Genomic DNA, 23,452 nt, shown 5'->3' on the forward strand with positions numbered 1-23,452 from the left:
TCCGCTCAATAGTCTAAAGTAGCGATTACTTGCTCTTGAGTCTTTCCATTAGATGAATTCGTCCAGTTCACTCGTCGATTGGTTATTAGATAGCCTCGAACTCAACACCAGCCTGTTTCACGTCGGGCGCTACTGCGGCGACTGGCGTGCCAGCACCCACGGCCTGGCGAGCGCGAGTTTTCATCTGGTGGTGCAGGGGCACTGCTGGATGCACATCGATGGCAACTCCACCCCTTACCCGCTGAACAACGGCGACGCGGTGTTCCTGCTGCGGGACCTGGCGTATCGCTTGTCCAGCGATGGCACCGCCGCCGGCGCCCAGGAATGCCCGCGCAAGCCAATGCTGCCACTGGACAGCCAGGCAAGCGACGGTGTGGGCCTGGTGTGCGGGTTCTTTCATTTTCAATCCGGGCTGTCGGCGATGATTGTCGACTCCCTGCCCGCCTGGATCATTCTGCGAGCGGGCGATCCTTCGCTGACGGCCGCACGCAACCTGTTCGAACTGATCCTGCAGGAATGCGAGCGCACACCCGCGCCCTCACCCGCCTTGCTGGAGCGCCTGTGCCACCTGTTGTTTCTGTATGTGCTGCGCCAACAGGTACTGGACAACACCGAACTCGGCGGCCTCGCGGCGCTGGCCCGGCAACCGGCATTCGCGCGCCTGCTGGAACAACTCATCGCCCGCCCGGCCGATCCCTGGACCCTGGAAAGCATGGCGGCATGCACCGGCTTGTCGCGCTCGGCGTTCTTCAAGCGCTTCAATGAACTGTGCGGCCAGTCGCCGGGGCAAGTGCTGCTGATGATGCGCGTGCGCCACGCCTGCCAATTGTTCAAGCAGGACCAGACCGTGGCAGACGTATCCCTGGCCGTGGGGTATCAATCGGTGGCCGCCTTCACCCGCGCCTTCCATAAAGTCACCGGCTTTCAGCCCGGCGCCTATCGCAAGGCTCAAGGCTGACGCTGCAACCCGTTGCCCGGCCGCGCACACAACTCCACCAGCCAATCGACAAATACCCGCACCCGTTGCGACAACTGGCGGTGCGGCGGGTACAGCGCGGTCAATGGCAACTTCGGCGGTTGCAGGTCCGCCAGCACCTCCACCAGGGTGCCTGCTTCCAACTGGCGAACCGCGTGATAGTAAGGCGTCTGCACCAAGCCATAACCCGCTTCACAGGCCGCCAGGTAACCGTCGGCGCTGTTCACCGCGACTTGCTTGGGCAGGTCCACCAACCGTATGTCATTGCCCATCTGGAACTCCAGGCCATAGCGCTTGCCGCTGGTGCTGGAGAAGTACTCGACCACCAGATGGCCGGCCAAATCATCCAGTGTCGACGGCAGGCCGAACTGCTGCACGTAGCCGGGACTGGCGCAGGTCACCTGATCCATCATTGCCAGCGGCCGGGCCACCAGTGACTCGTCCAGCGCCAGGCCACCGCGCAACACGCAGTCCACGCCTTCGCGAATCAGGTCCACAGGGCGGTCGTTGAGGCCGATTTCCAGGTCGATCTGCGGGTAGCGGGTGGTGAACTCGGGCAGCGCCGGAATCACCAGGAAACGGCCGATCCCCGACGGCATATCAATGCGCAACGTGCCGCGCGGGTTACGCCGGCTGGTGGAGAATACGGCTTCGGTTTCCTCAAGGTCGGCCAACAGCCGTACACAGCGCTGGTAGTAGGCGGCACCGTCCAGGGTCGGGCTGACCTGGCGCGTGGTGCGCTGCAACAGTTGCACCCCAAGGTGGGCTTCCAGTTGCTTGATCAGGATCGTCACCGAGGCGCGCGGCAGCTGCAGGCTGTCGGCGGCCTTGGCAAAACCGCCCAGTTCGACGATCCGCACAAACACACGCATGGCGTTAAAACGGTCCACTGGCGGGTTTCCTTCGAGGATTGTTTAGAATTTCATAATAGTGATAGTGGTTTTAGCCGGTTTATCCCGCTTTTGTCGAGGGCAACAATGGAGCCCTTCCCCACACAGGAGCTGGACCCATGCACACTCGTCAACTCGGCAAAAACGGTCCCCAGGTTTCCGCCATCGGCCTCGGCTGCATGGGCATGACCGATTTCTACACCACGGGCACCGACACCGCCGAAGCCCTATCCACCCTGCATCGCGCCCTGGAACTGGGGATCAACCTGCTGGACACCGCCGACATGTACGGTCCCCACACCAACGAAGCGCTGATCGGCAAGGCCATCGCCGGCAAGCGCGACCAGGTGTTCCTTGCCAGCAAGTTCGGCATCGTGCGCGACCCGTCGAACCCCACGATACGCGGCGTGAATGGCCGCCCGGAATACATTCGGGATGCCATCGATGGCACCTTGAAACGCCTGGGCGTGGAAACCCTCGACCTGTACTACCAGCACCGCATCGACCCCGACGTGGCGATTGAAGAAACCGTGGGCGCCATGGCCGAGCTGGTCAAGCAAGGCAAGGTGCGTTACCTGGGCTTGAGCGAGGCGTCGGCCGCCACCCTGGAGCGCGCGCACAAGGTTCATCCCATCAGCGCCCTGCAAAGCGAATATTCGTTGTGGAGCCGCGACCAGGAAGACAACGGCTGCCTGGCAGCCTGCCAGCGCCTGGGCATTGCGTTTGTGCCGTACAGCCCGCTGGGCCGGGGCTTCCTCACCGGCGCGCTGAAAAGCCCGGACGATTTTGCAGCGGATGACTACCGCCGCTTCAGCCCGCGTTTTCAGGGCGAGAACTTTGCGAAGAACCTGTTGCTGGTGGAACAGGTGCAGGCACTGGCCGCCGATAAGGGCGTGACCGCCGGGCAGCTGGCGTTGGCCTGGGTATTGGCGCAAGGGGATTACCTGATCCCGATCCCCGGCACCAAGCAACGCAAGTACCTCGAAGAGAACGTCGCCGCACTGGAGGTCAAGCTGAGCCCGGCCGAGCTGGCGGCGCTGGAAGCGATCTTCCCGGCCAATGCAACCGCCGGATTGCGTTACCCGGAAGCCGTCATGCAGATGCTCGACAAATAACCCCCCTCAAGGGTGCTTGCGAAAGTCCGACAGGATGAAGGGCGTGTGGGCTCTCAGCCAGGTATCAACCTCGTCCAGCGACGCCAACCGCTCGCTGTGGGACTCCACACTGTTGCGCGTGATGCTGACGGTATAGCCGTCGGCGTCCTGTCGCAGGGTGCCCGTGCACTTGACCGGTAGGCCGTTCTCCTCGGTAAATGAGGTGGCGGTCAATGGCGCAGTGGTTAACGCCTCAGTGGCGCGTGCCTTGAGGGCCTTGCGCTTGGCGGCAAGCTCCCTGGCGACGACCACGCCGCCAATTGTGACGGCCAGGTATAAAAGCGCCAGGTAGTTGTTGGTGGTGCCTCTGCGCGTGTGGTGCTCAATGCTCAGCCAATTCACCACCTGATAGATGATTTCGTCCATGTTTTACCGGGGGATCCGTCGCAGATTCAAGCCCGCATCAAACACTCCGGCCACCCAAAATAGAAGCCTCCTACAAGTTTTATTTATTCGTACTACTTTCTTGCACCATAGTACCTAAAGCTCCTCCCTCCCAAGCCGATAGCCCTTCGAAGCTCTAACAAAGCCGCGTCGCACAATAAACGCTTCGTAAGGACGACCCCATGCCCTCATTGCGCTCTATCCAAGCCCGTTACACCCTGTTTCTGGTGCTGTTCGTCCTGTTGTTATTCGTATTGACGGTGGTGGGCATCGGACAGTTGGTGGCCCCCAAGCTGCGCCACACCGAAGAACAGGTGGCCCTCAATCGCATTGCCGAAGTGGCCGAGCAGATCCAGGGCGAGCTGAACAAGGTTCAGGCCCAGCAACGCAGCATCACCCAAACCATCCCACTGCTGGACAGCGACGCCATCGACAAGGTGCTGCCAGGCCTGGTGGACCAGTACGGCGAACTGAAAGTGTTCGGCGGCGGCATCTGGCCCCTGCCCAACCAGCGCACGCCGGGGCGTAACAAGCACAGCACCTTCTGGCACCGCGATGCCTCGGGCAAGCTGGCCGTGAATACCTTCTGGAACAGCGACGCGGCCCCCAATTATTACGACCAGAGCTGGTACAAGGGCGGGCTCGCCTCACCCCGCGGCCAGTGCGCCTGGGCGGCAGCCTACAAGGATGACGCCAGCCAGGAGCCTCGCACCAACTGCGCGATGGCGATCCAACGTGACGGCGCGGCGTACGGCGTCGCCACCATCGACGTGACCCTGGGCTTCTTCAACGACCTGGTGGCCAGCAAGGAAAAAGACCTCGGCGGGCAAATGCTGATCGTCGAAGGCGACGGCAAGATCATCAGCAACAGCACGCGCCTCAGCAGCCCGGTGGTGTTGAAAAACATCAGCGAACTGGTCGGCACCTCAGCCTTTGCCGCCCAGGTCAGCGCGGGCCTTGCCCATCGCGATCAGACCCTGCAGCGCAGTGAGTTCGACAACCAGGGCGTGGCCAGCACCTTCTTCATGCGCCCGATCGAAGGCACGCCGTGGTTCCTGGCCACGGCACTCCCGACCTCGCTGATCACCGCCCAGCGGGATGACGTGCTGGGCACCCTGGCGATGCTGCAAATCCCGATGATTCTGCTGCTGGTGCTGTTGCAGGTGTATGCCATCCGCCAATTGATTAAACGGATGACCGCGCTGAAGACCAATATCGACGCGCTGTCCAACGGCGATGCCGACCTGACACGACGCATTACCATTCGCGCCGAGGACGAACTGGGGGCGATCGGGCATTCGGTGAACCGCTTTATCGTCTACCTGCAGAACATGATCGGTGAAGTGACCCAGGCCACCGGCGCCATGTCGTCGAGCCTGGCACAGTTGCAGCAGACGTCGGCCCAGACCAACCAGATCCTGGTGCGCCATGCCTCGGAGACCGATCAGACGGTGACCGCCATCACCGAAATGAGCTCTACCGCCGACACCGTGGCCGAGAACGCCGCCGAAACCGCCGCGTTCACCCAGCGCGCCAACGAGCACGCCGACCGTTCGCGGGTGGTGGTCGGGGAAGCTTCGCGCAGCGTCAGCGCGTTGATCGGTGAGGTTTCCAGCGCCACTCACACCGTGGAAAACATGCGCCAGGACGCCGCCCGCATTACCGAAACCCTCGGTGTGATCGGCGCCATCGCTGGCCAGACCAACCTGCTGGCACTCAATGCGGCCATCGAAGCCGCCCGCGCCGGCGAACAGGGCCGGGGGTTTGCGGTGGTCGCCGACGAAGTCCGTGCCCTCGCCGCCCGTACCCAGGCCAGCACCTCGCAAATCAACGAAATGCTCGCGCGCCTGACCACCGGCGTGAGCTCTTCGGTGACCGCCATGGAAGCCACCCAGGCCAGCTGCCAGTCCGCCGCGGACGCTACCGCACGGGTCAACACAGGTCTGGACGAGATGGCCGGCTCTGTCAGCCATATCAATAACCTCAGCACCCAGATCGCCACGGCTGCCGAACAGCAAAGCGCGGTGACCGAGGAAATCAACCGCAGCATGGTGCACATCCGCCACATGGTCGAAGAACTGGTGCAAAGCGGCCACGCCACGGAACACAACACCCAGAGCCTGCTGGATGCAAATGGCCGGGTAATTGCGTTGATGGGACGCTTCAAGGTTCGTTGAAAAATAGCCTGCCGACTCCCGTGCAATGTGCGGGAGCCGGACTATTCTGACAGCTCAAAGTGCTTAGTCTCGCCACACAGGAGGTGTGTCATGCACGCAGTTGAGCACCCGATCCGCACTGAGCAGATCAGTCAGGAACGCTTTATCCAAGTCCCTATCGAAGCGGTTTACGACTACGTCACCCAACCGGATCGCTGGCATGAATGGCATCCGACATCCCTGGGTGCCGACACCGGCATCACCGGCTCGTTACCCACCGGCCACCGTTTTACCGAGACCATCGACCTGCTGGGTGTGCGGGTGCCGATGAGCTATCGCGTACAGATTGCGCAGCGACCGCGGGAGTTCAAGACCGCATTCACGTCCCTGGCCGTCGACGGCTGTATCCACTACCTGCTGCAAACACGGGGCAGCGGCACGCTGTTCAAGCGCATCCTGACCTATGAAACCGAACTGCAACTGACCACCCTGCATGAACGCATGGTCGCGCTCTCCAACCAGGCCCTTGATCAACTCAAGCAGCGCCTGGAATCCTCGATTACCTGACAAAACCGTCATCTCCCCCTCAGTTTTCCGACAGCACCAGGCCGTTATTCTGGTGCTGTCGGTTTTTCGTAAAACCTCGTAACACTCCCGGAAAACCCTTTGCTGAAAAGCAGGGAGAATGCCCGGCTGTTGCCCTTTACCTGATGAGATGACGATGAAAACCACCCTGCGACTGGCCGTGCTGTCGGCCCTGCTCATGAGCCCCCTGGCCCAGGCCGCCGAGCTGATCCCGATTGATGTGCACCGCGATGCCAACTGCGGTTGCTGCAAAAAGTGGATTGCCCACCTGGAAAGCAACGGGTTCAAGGTCAATGACCATGTGGAAGCCAACATGAGTGAGGTCAAGCAACGCCTGGGCGTGGCGCCGCGCCTGGCGTCGTGCCACACCGGAGTGATCGACGGCAAGTTCGTCGAAGGCCATGTGCCTGCCGATCAGGTGCTGGCCCTGCGCAAGCGCGACGATTTGCTGGGCATTGCGGCGCCGGGCATGCCGCTGGGCTCGCCGGGCATGGAGATGGACGGCAGCAGCGATGCCTACCAGGTGATCGGCCTGACCCGTGAAGGCAAAGACGTCGTCGTGGCTGACTACCCGGCCCGCTGATTGATGCTCGCCGGTTACCTGGGGCTGTTTTTCGCCGCCTTCGGCGCCGCCACGCTGTTGCCGATGCAGTCGGAGGCGGTGCTGGTGGGGCTGTTGCTCAGCGGGCATTACAGCCTGTGGCTGCTGCTTGCGGTTGCAACACTGGGCAACGTATTGGGCTCGCTGGTCAATTGGTTGCTGGGGCGTTCGATTGAACGCTTCAAGGAACGACGCTGGTTTCCGGTGAGCCCGAAACACCTGGAAAAGGCCCGCACCCACTATCAACGCTGGGGCCACTGGTCATTGTTGCTCAGTTGGGTGCCTATCATCGGTGATCCGCTGACGCTGGTGGCCGGGGTGATGCGCGAACCGTTCTGGCGTTTCCTGCTGCTGGTGACCCTGGCCAAAGGTGCGCGCTACGGGGTATTGGCCCTGCTGACCCTGCACTGGATTTAATCTCCCGTTAATCCCCCGCCACAGCATCCGGGCACTGTTTCCGGAGCCTGTCCCCATGCCCAACATCCGCTCATTCTGCGTCGCCGGCCTGCTGCTCGGCAGCGCCCTTCCCGCCTTCGCCGCCACCGAGGGCCCGACCTACGGCCCCGAACTGCAAGGCTTCCAATACCCTTATCCGGTGGAGCACTTCACCTTCCAGTCCCAGGGAAAATCCCTGCAAATGGGCTACATGGACGTGCCGGCCAAGGGCAAAGCCAATGGCCGCAGCATCGTGCTGATGCATGGCAAGAACTTCTGCGGCGCCACCTGGGATGCCTCGATCAAGGCCCTGAGCGACGCCGGCTACCGGGTGATCGCCCCCGACCAGGTCGGTTTCTGCACCTCCAGCAAGCCGGACAATTACCAGTACAGCTTCCAGCAATTGGCGATCAACACCCACCAACTCCTGGAAAAACTCGGCATTCAAAAGGCCACGCTTCTCGGCCATTCCACCGGTGGCATGCTTGCCACGCGCTACGCCCTGCTTTATCCGCAACAAACCGAACAGCTTGCGTTGGTGAACCCTATCGGCCTGGAAGACTGGAAAGCCATTGGCGTGCCCTATCGCAGCGTTGACCAATGGTACGAGCGCGAGCTGAAACTGACCGCCGACGGCATCCGCAATTATGAGCGCGACACCTACTACGCCGGCCACTGGAAGCCCGAATACGAGCGCTGGGTGCAGATGCTCGCCGGCATGAACAAGGGTCCCGGCCACACCCAGGTGGCATGGAACTCGGCGCTGATTTACGACATGATCTTCACCCAGCCGGTGTACTACGAGTTCAAGGACCTGCAGATGCCCACCCTGCTGCTGATCGGCACCGCCGACAACACCGCCATTGGCAAAGACATCGCGCCACCGGCGGTCAAGGCGAAGATCGGCAACTACGCCGTGTTGGGCAAGCAAGTGGCCAAGCTGATCCCCCACGCCACCCTGGTGGAATTCCCGGGCCTGGGCCATGCGCCGCAAATGGAAGAGCCGGCACAGTTTCACAAGGCACTGTTGCAAGGGCTGAATGCCCTTTAATCCAACCTTTTCGAGGCACGCGTGAATGTCGGTACAGATCGCAGTGATTGATGATTGGCAGAATGTGGCCAGTGGCGTGGTGGACTGGTCAGTCCTGGCGTCGGTGGGCCAGGTGCACTTCCTCCACGACTACCCGGCGGACACCGCCACCTTGATCGAGCGTTTGCAGGGCTTCGAGGTGATTTGCGTGATGCGCGAACGCACCCCCTTCGATCAGGCACTGCTGCAAGGTTTGCCCCGGCTCAAGCTGCTGGTGACCGGCGGCATGCGCAATGCCGCCCTCGACATTCCCGCCGCCAAGGCCCTGGGCATCCAGGTGTGCGGCACCGACAGTTACAAGCACGCCGCCCCGGAACTGACCTGGGCGCTGATCATGGCCTCCACCCGCAACCTGCTGGCCGAAGCCAATTCCCTGCGGGCAGGCGGTTGGCAAGTGGGCCTGGGTGGCGATCTGTACGGCAAGACCCTGGGGATCCTCGGGCTGGGCAGCATCGGCCAGAAGATCGCCAAATACGGCCAGGCATTTGGCATGCGGGTGATTGCCTGGAGCGAAAACCTCACGCCGGAACGCGCCGCCGAAGCCGGCGTAACCTGGGTCAGCAAGCGCGAGCTGTTTGAACAGGCGGATGTACTGTCGATTCACCTGGTACTCAGTGACCGCAGCCGCGGGCTGGTGGACGCCGAGGCGCTGGGCTGGATGAAACCTGCTGCGCGCCTGGTGAACACGTCCCGCGGGCCGATTGTCGATGAGGCGGCCCTGATTGACGCCTTGACCCATGGCCGGCTCGCAGGCGCTGCCCTGGATGTGTACGCCCAGGAGCCGTTGCCGGACGGGCACCCGTTCCGCCAGTTGCCGAATGTCTTGGCCACGCCACACGTCGGTTATGTCAGCGAGCAGAATTACCGCCAGTTCTACGAACAGATGATTGAAGACATTCAAGCGTGGGCCAAAGGGGTGCCCGTTCGCCCGCTGTCCTGATCACTCCACGCACCAATTAAGAGCGCCCGCTTCCTGGTGGCCAGGAAGTGGGCGCTTTTGTACATGAAAAAAAATTTGTCCTACAAAATTCCCCACAGACCCCGCAGGCTCCGGGATCTTGTCCTAGACTCATGACCGATGGGTCCGTTCCAAAACAAAAACCCCGCAAAAAATCGAAACTTTCGAACTCTGCCGCAGGTCAGGTTTAAGGTAAGGCGAGCGCTGACGGTTCACACCAAACGCCCGTCCATCCACTCTATTTAAGACTCCAACACAACTGGCATAAGCCTTGCCAGTCTGTGTAGCGCTTGTGCGCCTGGCCGCAGGATGCGGTCAACCTTCGCTGATTGCCATATGCCATCAGCCGACCAATACATGGGAGAGAACTATGATCAGTGCCGCTTTAGATACTCAGGGAGAGCGTTTTAGTCAGCCGGTTGGCGGGCCGACCTCTTTGGCCGACCTGCCCAACACGCTGCGGCCGGTCCCAAGTCAGAATCCCAATCGCAAGAAAGTATTGTTCGTGACATCCGAGCTGGCTGACCTGGTGAAAACCGGCGGCCTGGGTGACGTGTCCGCCGCCCTGCCCCGTGCCATGGCGCACCTGCACGATGTGCGCGTGCTGATCCCTGGTTACCCGCAGGTGCTTGACAGCGACAACCCCATTCATATCATCGGTGAGCTGGGCGGCCACGCTGCGTTGCCACCGTGCAAGATCGGGCGCATGGACCTCAAGGATGGCCTGGTCATCTACGTGCTGATCTGCCCCGAGTTGTATGAGCGCGAAGGCACGCCCTACGGCGCCAACAACGGCCGCGACTGGCCCGACAACCATATTCGCTTCGCCCGCCTGGGCCTGGCCGCTGCCGATATTGCCGCCAACCTGGCGCAGATCCACTGGTGCCCGGACCTGGTGCACGCCCATGACTGGCCTGCTGGCCTGGCGCCGGCCTATATGCACTGGCGCGGGTCACGTACCCCGACCCTGTTCACCATTCATAACCTCGCCTACCAGGGTGTGGTCAGCCTGGCCTCGTGCCCGGAACTGGGAATTCCCGAACACGCCTTGCAACAAGAAGGCATGGAGTTCTACGGCAAGCTGTCATTCCTGAAGGCCGGCATGGCGTATTCCAGCCATATCACCACGGTCAGCGCGACCTACGCCCAGGAAATCACCACCCCCGAATTCGGCTGCGGTCTGGACGGTTTCCTCGCCAGCAAGACCCAGCAAGGTCTGCTCAGCGGTATTCCCAACGGCATCGACGAGAGCTGGGAAGCCTCCACTGACCCGCACCTGACCCACCCCTTCAACATCGGTGACTGGGAAGGCAAGGCGCTGAACGCCGCCCATGTACGCAACCTGTTCGGCCTGGAAGAGTCCACCGGCCCACTGTTTGCCGTGGTGTCGCGCCTGGTCTACCAAAAAGGCCTGGACCTCACCGAAGCGGTCTCAAGCTTTATCGTCGAAAATGGCGGCCAGATCGCAATCATCGGTCGCGGCGAGCCTGAAGAAGAACAAGCCATGCGCGCCCTGGCCCTGCGCTTTCCGGGCCAGATTGGCGTGCGCATCGGCTTCAACGAGACCGATGCCCGGCGCATGTTCGCCGGCAGCGACTTCCTGCTGATGCCGTCCCGTTATGAACCCTGCGGCCTGAGCCAGATGTATGCCCAGCGCTTCGGTTCCCTACCCGTTGCCCGCAACACCGGCGGCCTGGCCGACACCATCGAGGATGGCGTCACCGGTTTCCTGTTCAACGAATCCACCGTCGAGAGCTACGAAGCGGCCCTGAGCCGTGCGTTCAAGGTCTTCGCCTTTCCCGGCCTGCTCAACGCCATGCGTTGCCGGGCCATGGCCGCACCGTTCAACTGGTGCAAGGCGGTGGAACCCTACGCCGAACTTTACGAACAACTGGTGGCGAAATCACTGGAAAGATCGGGGAAAAATTAAAAAAGAGGTCTTCATAGATGCCGTCAAGGACTCTGGAAACATGGCCCCACGGCGCGATCATGCTGGATGCGGAACACACCCGTTTCGCCTTGTGGGCACCCGACGCGTTTTATGTCAGCGTTGAATTTGAAGAAGGTAAATCGGTAGCGATGCTGCCCCAGGCCGATGGCTGGTTTGTGGTGCAGCTGCAATGTCCCGCCGGGACACGCTACCGCTACAGCATCGACGGTGAACAGGACGTTCCCGACCCGGCTTCCCGGGCACAGGCCACGGACGTTCACGGCTTCAGCGTGGTCGTCGACCCTCTGGCCTATCAGTGGCGCCACAGCCACTGGCAAGGCCGGCCCTGGCACGAAGCCGTGATCTACGAGCTGCACGTGGGCGTGCTGGGGGGCTACGCCGAGGTCGAGAAACAACTGCCGCGCCTTGCGGAGCTGGGTGTCACCGCCATTGAGCTGATGCCCATCGCCCAGTTCCCCGGCGAACGCAACTGGGGCTACGACGGTGTCCTGCCCTACGCACCACAATCTTCCTACGGTTCGCCCGAACAGTTGAAACAGCTGATCGACAGCGCCCACCACCACGGCCTCGCGGTGATCCTGGATGTGGTCTACAACCACTTCGGCCCCGACGGCAATTACCTCGGCAGCTACGCCAAAGGTTTCTTCCGCGAAGACGTGCACACGCCCTGGGGCGCCGGCATTGACTTTGATCGCCGGGAAGTTCGGGATTTCTTCATCGACAACGCCCTGATGTGGCTGCTGGAGTACCGCTTTGACGGCCTGCGCCTGGACGCGGTGCACGCCATCAACGACCCCGAATTCCTGGAGGAACTGGCCGAACGCGTGCGCCAGCAAGTCGACGCGGGGCGCCATGTATGGCTGGTGCTGGAAAACGAATTCAACCAGGCCAGCCTGCTGGAGCGCGGGTTCGATGCGCAGTGGAACGACGACGGCCACAACGCCCTGCACGTGCTGCTCACCGGCGAAACCGACGCCTACTACACCGACTTCGCCGAAGACCCCACCGGCAAACTGGCCCGCTGCCTGGGCGAAGGGTTCATCTACCAGGGCCACACCACCCGCCACGGCCACTCACGCGGTGAGCCCAGTGGTCACCTGCCGCCCAGTGCCTTTGTGCTGTTCCTGCAGAACCACGACCAGATCGGCAACCGCGCCCTGGGCGAGCGCCTGCATCAACTGTGCTCGCCCCAGGCCTTGAGCGCTGCGACGACCTTGCTGCTGATGTCGCCGATGATCCCGTTGATGTTCATGGGTGACGAAGTCAACGCCGAAGAGCCGTTCCTGTTCTTCACCGACCACCACGGTGAACTGGCCGAGGCGGTACGCGAGGGCCGGCGCAACGAGTTTGCCGACTTTGCCGCGTTCAGCGACCCGGAACGCCGCGAACGAATTCCCGATCCCAATTCCCTGCAAACCTTCCGCCGCTCGGCACCCGCCCTCGCCGATTGCGGCGACTCACAGCTCTATCGCCAACTGCTGAGCCTGCGCCACCAACATATCGTGCCGCACCTGCCGGGCAGCGTGGCCCTGGGTGCGCACGTACTGGCGGTGGGCGCGGTCACGGCGCGCTGGCGCCTGGGCAATGGCAGCCTGCTGCAGATCGACCTCAACCTGAGCGCCGATTCTCTGAACTACCCAGCGGCCGAGCACCTCCTATTTGTGACGCAGGCCAGCGGGGCCCAACAACTGGCCCCGTTCAGCGCCCGCGTCAGTCTCACCCATTCCCCTGTTGGAGAGCACCCTTGAGCGACGCGCAATTGGAAATACTCGCCAGCCGAGCGGGCCTGGCCGTCGATTGGATCGACGCGAATGGCCGCCCGCAACATGTCAAACCCGACGCCCTGCGCGCCGTGCTCAAAGGCCTGGGCCACCCGGCCGACAGCGATGCCGCCATCGAAGCCAGCCTGCTGGACCTGGAACGCGTGCAGCAAGACAAGCACCTGCCACCGCTGATGACCGTCGACAGCGGTGCCGGCCTGGACCTGGCGCGCTACTTCGCCCCCGGCACGCCGTGCCAGATTCACCTCGAAGACGCCAGCGTGCTCGACCTGAAGCTGGACGATGACGCGGTGCTGCCCGGGTCGATTCCGGTCGGCTACCAGCAGGTGCATATCGCCGACCAGCATTTCACCCTGGCCGTGGCACCGACCCACTGCTACACCGTCGCTGAAGCGGTCGACACCCAAACCGCCCGGGCCTGGGGCCTGAGCGCCCAACTGTATTCCCTGCGCCGCAGCGGCGACGGTGGTTTTGGTGACACCCAGGCACTGGAGCAGTTGGCCCGTTCCGCCGCCGAACGTGGCGCCGATGCCCTGGCCATCAGCCCGATGCACGCAATGTTCAGCGCCGACACCGACCGCTTCAGCCCATATTCCCCTTCCAGCCGGCTGTTCCTCAACAGTTTGTACGCCTCCCCCGGTTGCATCCTCGGCGAACGTGCGGTGCAAACCGCCATCGAAACCAGCGGCCTGGCCGACGAACTGCAAGACCTTGAGCAGCAAAGCCTGATCGACTGGCCGGCCGCCGCCAAAGCCAAGCAGCGCCTGTTGCGCACCCTGTATGAAGACTTTCGCCAGGGCGACCACCCGCAGTACGCCGACTTCCTGAGCTTCCGCCAGGCCGGCGGCGAAGCCCTGGAAAACCACTGCCGCTTTGAAGCCGTGCAAGCCGAGCGTGCAGCCAATGGCGAGAGCCTCGACTGGCGTCACTGGCCCGAGGACTGGCACAGCCCGCAAAGCCCGGCACTGGCGCAATTCGCCGAAACCCATCGGGCTGAAATCGGCTTCTATGCGTTCAACCAATGGCTGATCGCCCGCTGCCTGGAGCGTGCGCAACAAGCGGCGCGCGGCAGTGGCATGGGCGTCGGCCTGATCGCCGACCTCGCGGTGGGCGCGGACGGCGGCGGCAGCCAGGCCTGGAGCCGCCAGGATGAACTGTTGGCAGACCTCACCGTGGGTGCGCCACCCGACATTCTCAACCGTGCCGGCCAGGGCTGGGGCATCTCCGCCTTCTCCCCGGAAGGCCTCAAGCGCAACGGCTTTCGTGCGTTTATCGAAATGCTGCGGGCCAACTTTGCCCATGCCGGCGGCCTGCGTATCGACCATGTGATGGGCTTGCAACGCCTGTGGGTGATCCCGATGGATGCCTCGCCGCGGGAGGGGGCCTATCTGTATTACCCGGTGGATGACCTGCTACGGCTCCTGGCGCTGGAGTCGAGCCGCCACCAGGCAATCGTCCTCGGTGAAGACCTCGGCACCGTGCCCGACGGCCTGCGGGAAAAACTCATCGCCCGCTCGATCCTCGGCATGCGCGTGCTGCTGTTCGAGCAAGACCATGGCGGGCAGTTCAAGCCGATTCTGGATTGGCCGGACAACGCACTGGCCACCACCAGCACCCACGACTTGCCCACCCTCAACGGCTGGTGGCACAGCCGCGATATCGACTGGAACATCCAGCTGGGGCTGATCGACGCCCCCACCGTCGAACAATGGAGCGAGCACCGCCTGCGGGAACGCCAGGCGCTGCGCCAGGCCTTGAGCCAGGACCCGCAGAACTTCACCGATGAAGTGCGCAACGAAACCGACCACGTTATCGACGCCAGCGTGCGCTACCTGGGCCACACCCGTGCGCCGTTGGTGCTGCTGCCCCTGGAAGATGCCCTGGGCGTGGAGGAGCAAGCCAACCTGCCCGGCACCACCGACACCCACCCGAATTGGCGGCGCCGCCTCGCGGGCGATGCAGCCACCCTGCTCGACGATGAAAACGCCGCCCGCCGCCTTGAGCTGCTGGCCGTGGCGCGCCTCCAGGCCCACGAGCGTGACCGATGAAGCCCTTGACCCTGCGGGCTACCCAACGCCTGCAATTTCACAAGGGCTTTACCCTCGACGACGCCGTGCCGCTGGTGCCGTACTTCGCCGAACTGGGCATCAGCCACCTTTACGCCTCGCCGCTGCTGAGCGCCCGCGCCGGCTCGATGCACGGCTATGACGTGGTCGACCCGACCACCGTCAATCCCGAGCTCGGCGGCGAACCGGCGCTGCGCCGTCTGGTAGCCGCACTGCGCGAGCATGAGATGGGGCTGATCCTCGATATCGTCTCCAACCACATGGCCGTCGGCGGTGCCGATAATCCGTGGTGGCTGGACCTGCTGGAATGGGGCCGACTGAGCCCCTACAGCGAATTCTTCGACATTCAATGGCACTCGCCGGACCCGCTGCTCAAAGGCCAACTGCTGATGCCGTTTCTCGGCAGCGACTACGGCGAAGCCCTGCAATCCGGCGCCCTGCCCCTGCGCTTCGACCCACAGCACGGCAGCTTTTTTGTGGAGCATTACGAACACCGTTTTCCGATCTGCCCGCGGGAATACGGCGACCTGGTGCCCATCAAGGCCCTGGCCGACCGTTTCAGCAGCCTGGCCTACCAGCCGGACGCCTACCCTCAGGCGGTCGCGCTGAAACGGGAGCTGGCTGAGGCGGCCCGCAATCCCGAGACCCTGAAGGCTATCGAAGACAACCTCGGGCTCTACGACGCGCGCCAGCCCGACGGTTTTGCCCGCCTGCATACCCTGCTGGAACAACAAAGCTATCGCCTGGCCAGTTGGCGCACGGCGGCAGACGACATCAACTGGCGGCGCTTCTTCGACGTCAACGAGTTGGGCGGCCTGCGGGTTGAACGCAGCGCGGTGTTCGAAGCCACCCACGGCAAGATCTTCCAACTGATCAGCGAAGGCCTGATCGACGGCCTGCGCATCGACCATATCGACGGCCTCGCCGACCCGCGTGGTTACTGCCGCAAACTGCGGCGCCGGGTGGATTCCCTGGCGGGTGGGCGGCACCTGCCGATCTTCGTCGAGAAGATCCTCGGCGAAGGCGAAACCCTGCGCGAAGACTGGCGCGTGGATGGCACCACCGGCTACGAATTCATGAACCAGTTGTCGTTGCTGCAACAAGACCCCAAAGGCTTCGAGCCTCTGGCTGAGTTATGGACTCGCCATACCGAACGCCCCTCTTCGTTTATCGAAGAAGCCTGGCTGGCCCGTCAGCAGATCCTCAACGGCTCCCTCGCCGGCGACTTTGAAAGCGTGGCCCAGGCCTTGCTGCAAGTGGCCCGGGACGATGTGATGAGCCGCGACCTGACCCTGGGTGCGATTCGCCGCGCGTTGCAGGAACTGATCGTGCACTTCCCGGTATACCGCACCTACATCAGCGCCCGGGGCCGCAGCGAACTGGATGACGTGTTTTTCCTGCAAGCCCTGGCCGGTGCCCGCAGCACCCTGAGCGAAGCCGACTGGCCAGTGCTCGACTACCTGGAAAAATGGCTCGGTGGCCAACCCTGGCGTGACCGTCCATTGGGCCGTGAACGCAAGATGCTCAAGCACGCCTGCGTACGCTTCCAGCAACTGACCTCGCCGGCAGCGGCCAAGGCCGTGGAAGACACCGCGTTCTATCGCTCGGGCGTGTTGCTGTCGCGCAATGACGTGGGTTTCAGCACCGAGCAATTCAGCGCACCGCTGGACGACTTTCATGCGGTTAATCAGCAACGCCTGTGCACGTTCCCCGACAACCTGCTGGCCACCGCCACCCACGACCACAAGCGCGGCGAAGACACCCGCGCGCGCCTGGCCGTGCTCAGCGAATGCTCCGAGTGGTACGCCGAACAGGTGGAGCAATGGCGCCCCCTCGCCGCCCGCCTGCGCAGCGATGGGCAGACGCCTTCAGCGGGTGACGAACTGATCCTCTATCAGGTGCTGCTCGGCAGTTGGCCCCTGGACCTGCACCGCGACAATGCCGAGGGCCTGGCGGACTATCACCGGCGTCTCTGGCAGTGGCAGCAGAAAGCCTTGCGTGAAGCCAAGTTGAACAGCAGCTGGAGCGCACCCAACGAGCTGTATGAACAAGGTGTCGAAGCGTTCCTGTCACGGCTGCTGCTGGAGGACTCCGGCAAGGTCCTGCGCGACGCCATCGGCGAAGCCGCCCAGGCCATCGCCCCGGCGGGTGCGCTCAACGGGCTGGCGCAATCCTTGCTTCGCCTCACGGTGCCGGGGGTGCCGGATCTGTATCAGGGCGATGAGTTCTGGGACTTCACCCTGGTAGACCCGGATAACCGCCGGCCCGTGGACTTTCACGCACGGCAACAGGGGCTGCACACACCGCCGGACATCGGCGAGTTGCTGTTCAACTGGCATGACGGGCGTATAAAACAGGCGGTGATCAGCCAGGTCCTGACGTTGCGCAAGGCGCATGCGCAACTGTTTCGCCAGGGCAGCTACGAGCCGCTGGAAGTGGTCGGCGAACACGCTGAACGGGTGGTCGCCTTCTACCGCGAATACCAGGGCAAACAGCTGCTGGTGGTGGTGCCACGCTGGCCGCACCGTCTGCTTGAAAACGGTGTGTACCCCCTGATCAACGCGCAGATTTGGGGCGATACCCGGGTCCGATTACCGTTCGCCGCCCCAACCCAAAATTGGAAGGGACTTTTCCGAACAGGCGCAGTCACACCAAACAAGGAGCTCATGATCAGCGCTGCCCTGGGGGATTTCCCGGTCAATGTCTTTATCAATCCTGATGGTCAAGAAAGCTGAAAATTTTCTGCGAGGAGCATTGTGATGAGTACTGAAGACAAACGCATACGCGAATTAGCGCATCAGATCTGGGAGTCTGAAGGTAAACCCCACGGCGAGGACGCGCGACACTGGGAGATGGCGCGCAAACTGGCAGAAGCCGAAGCGCTGACGCCATCCAAGACGCCAAAGGCCGCCGCCAAGGCCAAGCCAAAAGCCAAGCCGGCAGCGGCTGCCGCGGCCAAGCCGGCCGCTGCACCCAAGCCAGGCGCGGCACCGGCGCCGAAAAACCCGCTGCGGCGAAGAAGCCCAAGGCCCCCTGAGCCAAAGCCCCTCCTGCGGCTGCGCCCGCACCGCAGGAGGCTATCCAGACACCGATATTTAACTGGCTTCACGCCGGAACGGCCTCGTTCGGCCCGGAAAATCTACTTGCAGGAGCATCTCAATGAGCAAACCCAACAAGCCCAACTCGACGCCGGAAAACGAGCCGTCGCGGATTCGTGAAGGTTTGCCCTTCCCCCTCGGCGCGACCTGGGACGGTCTGGGGGTCAACTTTGCACTGTTCTCGGCCAACGCCATCAAAGTCGAACTGTGCATTTTCGACGACAGCGGCGAAGTCGAGCTGGAACGCATCGAACTACCGGAATACACCGACGAGACCTTCCACGGCTACCTGCCCGACGCCCATCCAGGGCTGATTTACGGCTATCGCGTGTACGGTCCTTATGACCCGGCCAACGGTCATCGCTTCAACCACAACAAATTGCTGATCGACCCCTATGCCAAACAACTGGTGGGCGAACTCAAATGGTCCGAGGCGCTGTTCGGCTACACCATCGGGCATCCAGACGCCGACCTGAGTTTCGACGAGCGCGACAGCGCGCCCTTCGTGCCCAAGTGCAAAGTCATCGACCCGGCCCACACCTGGGGCAACGACCAGCCAGTGCGCACGCCCTGGGACCGCACGATCATTTATGAAACCCACCTGCGCGGCATCACCATGCGCCACCCTTCGGTGCCTGAAGAAGTGCGCGGTACCTGCGCCGGGCTGATGGTCGATGACGTGCTCAAACACATTCGCCAGTTGGGCGTGTCGTCGGTAGAACTGCTGCCAGTGCACGCCTTCGTCAACGACCAGCACCTGCTGCAAAAAGGCATGACCAACTACTGGGGCTACAACAGCATTGCCTTCTTCGCGCCAGACCCGCGCTACCTGGCAAGCGGCAAGATTGCCGAGTTCAAGGAGATGGTCGCGCACCTGCATGAAGCCAAGCTGGAAGTGATTCTGGACGTGGTCTACAACCACACCGCCGAAGGCAACGAGCAGGGCCCCACCCTGTCCATGCGCGGCATCGACAACGCGTCGTACTACCGCCTGATGCCGGATGACAAGCGCTTCTACATCAACGATTCAGGTACCGGCAACACCCTCGACCTGAGTCACCCGTGCGTGCTGCAAATGGTCACCGACTCGCTGCGTTACTGGGCCACCGAGATGCACGTCGACGGTTTCCGCTTCGACCTGGCAACCATCCTCGGCCGCTACCGCGACGGTTTCGACGAGCGCCACAGCTTCCTCGTGGCCTGCCGCCAGGACCCGGTGCTGCGCCAGGTGAAAATGATCGCCGAGCCCTGGGACTGCGGCCCCGGTGGCTATCAGGTTGGCGGCTTCCCGCCGGGCTGGGTGGAGTGGAACGACCGTTTCCGCGACACCGTGCGCTCGTTCTGGAAAGGCGACGACGGCCAACTGGCCGACTTCGCCGGGCGCATGACCGCCTCGGGCGAGATGTTCAACCAGCGTGGCCGGCGCCCGTACAGCTCGGTGAACTTCATCACCGCCCATGACGGTTTCACCCTGCACGACCTGGTGTCCTACAACGACAAGCACAACGAAGCCAACGACGAGAACAACCAGGACGGCAGCAACAACAACCTGTCGTGGAACCACGGTGTCGAAGGCCCCACCGACGACCCGGAAATCAACGCACTACGCCTGCGCCAGATGCGTAATTTCTTCGCCACCCTGCTGCTGGCCCAGGGCACGCCAATGCTGGTGGCCGGCGACGAATTTGCCCGCACCCAGCACGGTAATAACAACGCCTACTGCCAGGACAGCGAGATCGGCTGGATCAACTGGGAACTGGATGAAGACGGCAAGGCCCTGCTCAAGTTCGTCAAGCGCCTGATCAAGTTGCGCCTGGCGTACCCGATCCTGCGTCGCGGGCGCTTCCTGGTAGGCGACTACAACGAAGACATCGGCGTCAAGGACGTCACCTGGCTGGCGCCAAGCGGCGATGAAATGACCACCGAACAATGGCAGGACGGCCATGGCCGCTGCCTGGGCATGTTGATGGATGGCCGCGCCCAGGAAACCGGGATTCGTCGCCCCGGGGCCGATGCCACCTTGTTGCTGGTGGTCAACGCCCACCACGACATGGTCAATTTCCGCCTGCCACCGGTACCGGATGGCGGCTTCTGGACCTGCATGCTCGACACCAACCAGCCGTCGGTGCGTGGCCAGGAGCGCTTTGATTTCGACCACGAATACGCGGTCACCGGGCGCTCGCTGTTGTTGTTTGAACTGCAGCATGAGGACGAGGTGTGAAATGGATTTGCACGATTTCCTGCAACATACCCCAGGCTACCCGGACACGGCGGCACTGGGCCGAGCGCTAAGCACGCTGGTGGAGACCGGGCTGGACCAACTGCCCCGGCCCGGCAGCGGCGATACCCTGCAACGGTTCAGTCGCCTGGCCCAAGTGGCGGGCCATGACCTGGGCCTGTGCAAACTGTTCGAGGGGCATACCGATGCCCTCGCTATCATCGCCGAACTGGGCAGCGAGCTCCCGCCCATCGGCAGTACGTGGGGCATGTGGGCCGCCGAGCCGCCCACCGCCCGGGTAAGGGTGCGGCGCGACGGCCATCGGCTGGTACTGGAAGGCCGCAAGGCCTGGTGCTCCGGCGCGGCGGTGGTCAGCCATGGTTTGCTGACAGCCTGGGATGACGAGGATCGTCAACAGTTGGTGGCGGTGCAAATGGACCAGCCCGGGGTGACCGTCACCGATGACGGCTGGCAGGCCGTGGGCATGGCGGCGACGGGCAGTGTCGAGGTGATTTTCGACCGGGCCACCGGGCTGGCGGTGGGCGGCCCCGGGGATTATCTGGCGCGGCCCGGCTTCTGGCAGGGCGGGATCGGTATCGCGGCGTGCTGGTACGGCGCCGCCCAACGCCTGGCAGAAGCCTTGCGCGAACACTGTGCCCGCAGCAAGGAGCCCCACGCGCTGGCCCATTTGGGCGCGGTCGACAGTGCCCTGCACAGCGCCGCCTGCGTGCTGCGCAACAGTGCGGTACAGATCGACCGGCAACCCAAGGCCAATGCGCAACTGCTGGCTCAGCAGTCGCGGGCCTGTATCGAAGATTCGGTCGACCAGGTGGTGCGCCATGTCGGTCGCGCGCTGGGCGCCGGCCCTTACTGCAAGGACCCGCACTTTGCCCAACTGATGGCGGACTTGCCGGTGTACATCCGCCAAAGCCACGCCGAGCGTGACCTGGGCGCCCTCGGCCAACAAATCGCTGAACAAACCACAGGGCAGTGGCAACTATGAAAACCAACCCTATCGTCGGCCAGGGCACACCGTTGCACCTGTGGCAAAGCTCCTTGCGGCTGGCCGAACTGGCCTGTGTCGAGATTGCCGAGCTGGTGCCCGAGGGCAGCCGCGCGGTGATCATTGCGCCTCATCCGGACGATGAAGTGCTGGGTTGCGGTGGCCTGTTGCAAGGCCTTGCCGCCCTGGACCGGCCCATGCTGTTGATCTCCGTCACCGACGGCAGCGCCAGCCACCCGGGCTCGCGTCGCTGGCCGGTGGAACGCCTGAGCGTGGTGCGGCCGCAGGAATCGGCCCAGGCGCTGCATCGCCTGGGCTTGCCGTTGCACAGCCTGAAGTGGCTGCGGGCCGGTTTTTCTGACAGCCAGGTCGCGGCTGGCGAAGAGGACCTTGGGCAATTCATTCAACGCTACCTCAAGCCCGGCGACGTGGTCTTCACCACCTGGCGCGAAGACGGCCATTGCGACCATGAAGCCGTGGGCCGTGCCAGTGCCAAGGCGGCCCGGGCCGTGGGCGCGAGCTTGCTGGAACTGCCGGTGTGGACCTGGCACTGGGCGACCCCCGAAGACAGCCAGGTGCCCTGGCACCGCGCGCGCAAAATCCTCCTGACGCCTGAAGCCGTGGCCCGCAAACGCCACGCGATCCACGCATTTGCCAGCCAGCTGGAAGGTGACCCGCAGATCGGCCTGCCGCCGGTGCTCGCACCCTACGTGCTGGAGCGCCTGCTGCAACCCTTTGAAGTGGTGTTTGTATGAGCGTCGCCACGCCCTACTTCGATGAGCTGTTTGCCGGCAACGACGACCCCTGGGCCTTTCGCCAACGCTGGTACGAACGCCGCAAGCGGGCACTGACCCTTGCCGCGCTGACCCGGCCGCGCTACGCCTCGATCTTTGAACCCGGCTGCGCCAACGGTGAGCTGAGCTTCGAGCTGGCCACGCGCTGCGACCGCCTGCTGTGCTGTGACACCGCGCAGGCCGCCGTCAGCCTGGCACAGGCGCGGTTGCTCGGTTTCAGCCATGCCACGGTGCAGCAGAGCCGCTTGCCGGACCAGTGGCCCAGCGAGACGTTCGAGCTGATTGTGCTCAGCGAGCTGTGCTACTACCTCGACCCGAAGGACTTCGACGGGCTGATCGATCGCGCCCTCGCCTCGCTGACACCTGACGGACAAATCCTCGCCTGCCACTGGCGACCACCCATCGAAGGCTGCCCGCAAACGGCGGAACAGGTGCATGCGCGCCTCGGACAGCGCCTGGGCATGCCGCCTTTGATACAGCATCACGAAAGCGATTTTCTACTGGACCTGTGGAGCCGTGACGGCACCACGGTTGCAACCTTGGAGGGACTGCGATGATCGGCATCCTGATACCCGTGCACAACGAAGAAACACTACTGCCTGAATGCCTGAAAGCCGCGATGGTCGCGGCCAGTCATCCGGGCCTGCTGGGTGAAGAGGTGCAGATTCTGGCGGTGCTCGACAGCTGCAGCGATCGCAGCGCCCTCATCGCCCGCGAATACCAGGTGCACAGTCTTGAAGTGCAGGCGCGGAACGTGGGACACGTACGCGGCGTGGGCGCGCGGCACTTGCTGAACAACGGCGCGCGCTGGATTTCCTGCACCGACGCCGACAGCCGTGTGGCTCCCGATTGGCTGGTGGCGCAACTCGCCCTGGGAGTGGACGCGGTGTGTGGCACGGTGACCGTGGACGCCTGGAGCGAAGGCTTCGACCCGGCGGCGCAAATCCGCTATCACCAGGCCTATGAGGCGCGGGACGGGCATCGGCATATCCATGGCGCCAACCTCGGCGTGAGCGCTGGTGCGTACGTGCGAGCCGGCGGTTTCGACCCCCTGCCGTGCCATGAAGACGTCGAGCTGGTGCGCCAGCTCGAGCGCTGCGGCGCGTCCATTGCCTGGAGCCACTCGCCCCAGGTGATCACCAGCGCCCGCCTGGATTGCCGCGCCCAGGGCGGCTTTGGGGATTACCTCAAGAGCCTGATGCAGGCCTCCTGAAAAAATAGCGACATCCGGCTATGTAAAAGCGACGATTCGTAACTATCATCAGTACTCCTTGCACGGCAATCCAGGGTTGGAACGCCGTCGCGCCGCGAG

The 23,452-nt window shown here is 63.2% G+C and carries 19 protein-coding genes and 1 pseudogene; 18 read left to right on the top strand and 2 right to left on the bottom strand.

Annotated elements, in window-relative coordinates; genetic code table 11:
* Positions 1-52 precede the first annotated feature (52 nt).
* A complete protein-coding gene (locus JFV30_RS14600; protein WP_201124408.1) occupies positions 53-958 on the top strand; it encodes an AraC family transcriptional regulator in 906 nt (301 codons plus the stop codon).
* Here the strand turns inward: JFV30_RS14600 and JFV30_RS14605 are convergent.
* A complete protein-coding gene (locus JFV30_RS14605) occupies positions 949-1,866 on the bottom strand; it encodes a LysR family transcriptional regulator (protein WP_201124409.1) in 918 nt (305 codons plus the stop codon). The genes JFV30_RS14600 and JFV30_RS14605 overlap by 10 nt on opposite strands.
* Before the next feature lie 119 nt (positions 1,867-1,985).
* On the opposite strand from JFV30_RS14605, the gene JFV30_RS14610 reads away from it, so the two are divergent.
* Positions 1,986-2,981, top strand: a complete 996-nt coding sequence (locus JFV30_RS14610) for an aldo/keto reductase (protein ID WP_201124410.1) — start codon at positions 1,986-1,988, stop codon at positions 2,979-2,981.
* Between the two features lie 6 nt (positions 2,982-2,987).
* Here the strand turns inward: JFV30_RS14610 and JFV30_RS14615 are convergent, their stop codons facing one another.
* Positions 2,988-3,386 carry a hypothetical protein gene (locus JFV30_RS14615; protein ID WP_201124411.1) on the bottom strand — a complete coding sequence of 133 codons (399 nt, stop codon included), beginning with the start codon at positions 3,384-3,386 and terminating at the stop codon, positions 2,988-2,990.
* A gap of 200 nt (positions 3,387-3,586) precedes the next feature.
* Here JFV30_RS14615 and JFV30_RS14620 point away from each other — a divergent pair, with 200 nt between their 5' ends.
* The 16 genes and pseudogenes from JFV30_RS14620 (at position 3,587) to JFV30_RS14695 (ending at position 23,353) form a co-directional block, all read left to right on the top strand.
* The gene (locus tag JFV30_RS14620) at positions 3,587-5,581 is read left to right on the top strand and encodes a methyl-accepting chemotaxis protein (RefSeq protein WP_169388722.1); all 1,995 of its coding nucleotides are present in this window, start codon (positions 3,587-3,589) and stop codon (positions 5,579-5,581) included.
* Between the two features lie 90 nt (positions 5,582-5,671).
* Entirely contained in the window at positions 5,672-6,127 is a 456-nt protein-coding gene (locus tag JFV30_RS14625) for an SRPBCC family protein (protein WP_201124412.1), read from the top strand.
* Between the two features lie 154 nt (positions 6,128-6,281).
* Positions 6,282-6,728 (top strand): DUF411 domain-containing protein, encoded by a 447-nt coding sequence (locus tag JFV30_RS14630; RefSeq protein WP_201124413.1) that lies wholly within the window; start codon positions 6,282-6,284, stop codon positions 6,726-6,728.
* Positions 6,729-6,731: 3 nt separating this feature from the next.
* Positions 6,732-7,163, top strand: coding sequence for a YqaA family protein (locus JFV30_RS14635; RefSeq protein ID WP_201124414.1), 432 nt, complete (start codon positions 6,732-6,734; stop codon positions 7,161-7,163).
* Between the two features lie 55 nt (positions 7,164-7,218).
* On the top strand, positions 7,219-8,232 hold the full coding sequence (locus tag JFV30_RS14640) for an alpha/beta fold hydrolase (protein WP_010171592.1): 1,014 nt from the start codon (positions 7,219-7,221) through the stop codon (positions 8,230-8,232).
* A gap of 25 nt (positions 8,233-8,257) precedes the next feature.
* Positions 8,258-9,211: a D-2-hydroxyacid dehydrogenase family protein gene (locus JFV30_RS14645; RefSeq protein ID WP_201124415.1), complete on the top strand. Its 954-nt coding sequence runs from the start codon at positions 8,258-8,260 to the stop codon at positions 9,209-9,211.
* A gap of 388 nt (positions 9,212-9,599) precedes the next feature.
* The gene (glgA, locus tag JFV30_RS14650; RefSeq protein ID WP_201124416.1) at positions 9,600-11,159 is read left to right on the top strand and encodes a glycogen synthase GlgA; all 1,560 of its coding nucleotides are present in this window, start codon (positions 9,600-9,602) and stop codon (positions 11,157-11,159) included.
* A 17-nt stretch (positions 11,160-11,176) separates the two neighbouring features.
* Positions 11,177-12,928, top strand: a complete 1,752-nt coding sequence (gene treZ, locus JFV30_RS14655) for a malto-oligosyltrehalose trehalohydrolase (protein WP_201124417.1) — start codon at positions 11,177-11,179, stop codon at positions 12,926-12,928.
* Positions 12,925-15,009 carry a 4-alpha-glucanotransferase gene (malQ, locus tag JFV30_RS14660; RefSeq protein WP_201124418.1) on the top strand — a complete coding sequence of 695 codons (2,085 nt, stop codon included), beginning with the start codon at positions 12,925-12,927 and terminating at the stop codon, positions 15,007-15,009. The genes treZ and malQ overlap by 4 nt, the downstream gene beginning before the upstream one ends.
* Entirely contained in the window at positions 15,006-17,762 is a 2,757-nt protein-coding gene (locus tag JFV30_RS14665; RefSeq protein WP_201124419.1) for a malto-oligosyltrehalose synthase, read from the top strand. The genes malQ and JFV30_RS14665 overlap by 4 nt, the downstream gene beginning before the upstream one ends.
* Before the next feature lie 24 nt (positions 17,763-17,786).
* Positions 17,787-18,029 (top strand): annotated as a pseudogene (locus JFV30_RS33230) (DUF2934 domain-containing protein); the annotation flags it as partial.
* Positions 18,030-18,186: 157 nt separating this feature from the next.
* On the top strand, positions 18,187-20,346 hold the full coding sequence (gene glgX, locus JFV30_RS14675; RefSeq protein ID WP_201124421.1) for a glycogen debranching protein GlgX: 2,160 nt from the start codon (positions 18,187-18,189) through the stop codon (positions 20,344-20,346).
* A gap of 1 nt (position 20,347) precedes the next feature.
* Positions 20,348-21,346 (top strand): acyl-CoA dehydrogenase family protein, encoded by a 999-nt coding sequence (locus JFV30_RS14680; protein WP_201124422.1) that lies wholly within the window; start codon positions 20,348-20,350, stop codon positions 21,344-21,346.
* Positions 21,343-22,101 carry a PIG-L deacetylase family protein gene (locus JFV30_RS14685; RefSeq protein WP_201124423.1) on the top strand — a complete coding sequence of 253 codons (759 nt, stop codon included), beginning with the start codon at positions 21,343-21,345 and terminating at the stop codon, positions 22,099-22,101. The genes JFV30_RS14680 and JFV30_RS14685 overlap by 4 nt, the downstream gene beginning before the upstream one ends.
* Positions 22,098-22,697: an SAM-dependent methyltransferase gene (locus JFV30_RS14690; protein WP_169388732.1), complete on the top strand. Its 600-nt coding sequence runs from the start codon at positions 22,098-22,100 to the stop codon at positions 22,695-22,697. Before JFV30_RS14685 ends, JFV30_RS14690 begins: the two co-directional genes overlap by 4 nt.
* Positions 22,694-23,353 (top strand): glycosyltransferase, encoded by a 660-nt coding sequence (locus JFV30_RS14695; RefSeq protein WP_201124424.1) that lies wholly within the window; start codon positions 22,694-22,696, stop codon positions 23,351-23,353. Before JFV30_RS14690 ends, JFV30_RS14695 begins: the two co-directional genes overlap by 4 nt.
* The last annotated feature ends 99 nt before the right edge of the window (positions 23,354-23,452 follow it).

The organism is Pseudomonas sp. TH32, from assembly GCF_016650855.1.
Classification (GTDB): Bacteria; Pseudomonadota; Gammaproteobacteria; order Pseudomonadales; family Pseudomonadaceae; genus Aquipseudomonas.

Excerpts from the sequence above, each read along its gene's own strand:
- JFV30_RS14615 (WP_201124411.1), bottom strand. The coding sequence starts at position 3,386 with ATGGACGAAATCATCTATCAGGTGGTGAATTGGCTGAGCATTGAGCAC.
- JFV30_RS14690 (WP_169388732.1), top strand. The coding sequence starts at position 22,098 with ATGAGCGTCGCCACGCCCTACTTCGATGAGCTGTTTGCCGGCAACGAC.
- JFV30_RS14685 (WP_201124423.1), top strand. The coding sequence starts at position 21,343 with ATGAAAACCAACCCTATCGTCGGCCAGGGCACACCGTTGCACCTGTGG.
- JFV30_RS14695 (WP_201124424.1), top strand. The coding sequence starts at position 22,694 with ATGATCGGCATCCTGATACCCGTGCACAACGAAGAAACACTACTGCCT.
- JFV30_RS14630 (WP_201124413.1), top strand. The coding sequence starts at position 6,282 with ATGAAAACCACCCTGCGACTGGCCGTGCTGTCGGCCCTGCTCATGAGC.
- JFV30_RS14635 (WP_201124414.1), top strand. The coding sequence starts at position 6,732 with ATGCTCGCCGGTTACCTGGGGCTGTTTTTCGCCGCCTTCGGCGCCGCC.
- JFV30_RS14665 (WP_201124419.1), top strand. The coding sequence starts at position 15,006 with ATGAAGCCCTTGACCCTGCGGGCTACCCAACGCCTGCAATTTCACAAG.
- JFV30_RS14625 (WP_201124412.1), top strand. The coding sequence starts at position 5,672 with ATGCACGCAGTTGAGCACCCGATCCGCACTGAGCAGATCAGTCAGGAA.
- glgA (WP_201124416.1), top strand. The coding sequence starts at position 9,600 with ATGATCAGTGCCGCTTTAGATACTCAGGGAGAGCGTTTTAGTCAGCCG.
- JFV30_RS14645 (WP_201124415.1), top strand. The coding sequence starts at position 8,258 with ATGTCGGTACAGATCGCAGTGATTGATGATTGGCAGAATGTGGCCAGT.
- JFV30_RS14600 (WP_201124408.1), top strand. The coding sequence starts at position 53 with ATGAATTCGTCCAGTTCACTCGTCGATTGGTTATTAGATAGCCTCGAA.
- treZ (WP_201124417.1), top strand. The coding sequence starts at position 11,177 with ATGCCGTCAAGGACTCTGGAAACATGGCCCCACGGCGCGATCATGCTG.
- JFV30_RS14620 (WP_169388722.1), top strand. The coding sequence starts at position 3,587 with ATGCCCTCATTGCGCTCTATCCAAGCCCGTTACACCCTGTTTCTGGTG.
- glgX (WP_201124421.1), top strand. The coding sequence starts at position 18,187 with ATGAGCAAACCCAACAAGCCCAACTCGACGCCGGAAAACGAGCCGTCG.
- JFV30_RS14680 (WP_201124422.1), top strand. The coding sequence starts at position 20,348 with ATGGATTTGCACGATTTCCTGCAACATACCCCAGGCTACCCGGACACG.
- JFV30_RS14610 (WP_201124410.1), top strand. The coding sequence starts at position 1,986 with ATGCACACTCGTCAACTCGGCAAAAACGGTCCCCAGGTTTCCGCCATC.
- JFV30_RS14640 (WP_010171592.1), top strand. The coding sequence starts at position 7,219 with ATGCCCAACATCCGCTCATTCTGCGTCGCCGGCCTGCTGCTCGGCAGC.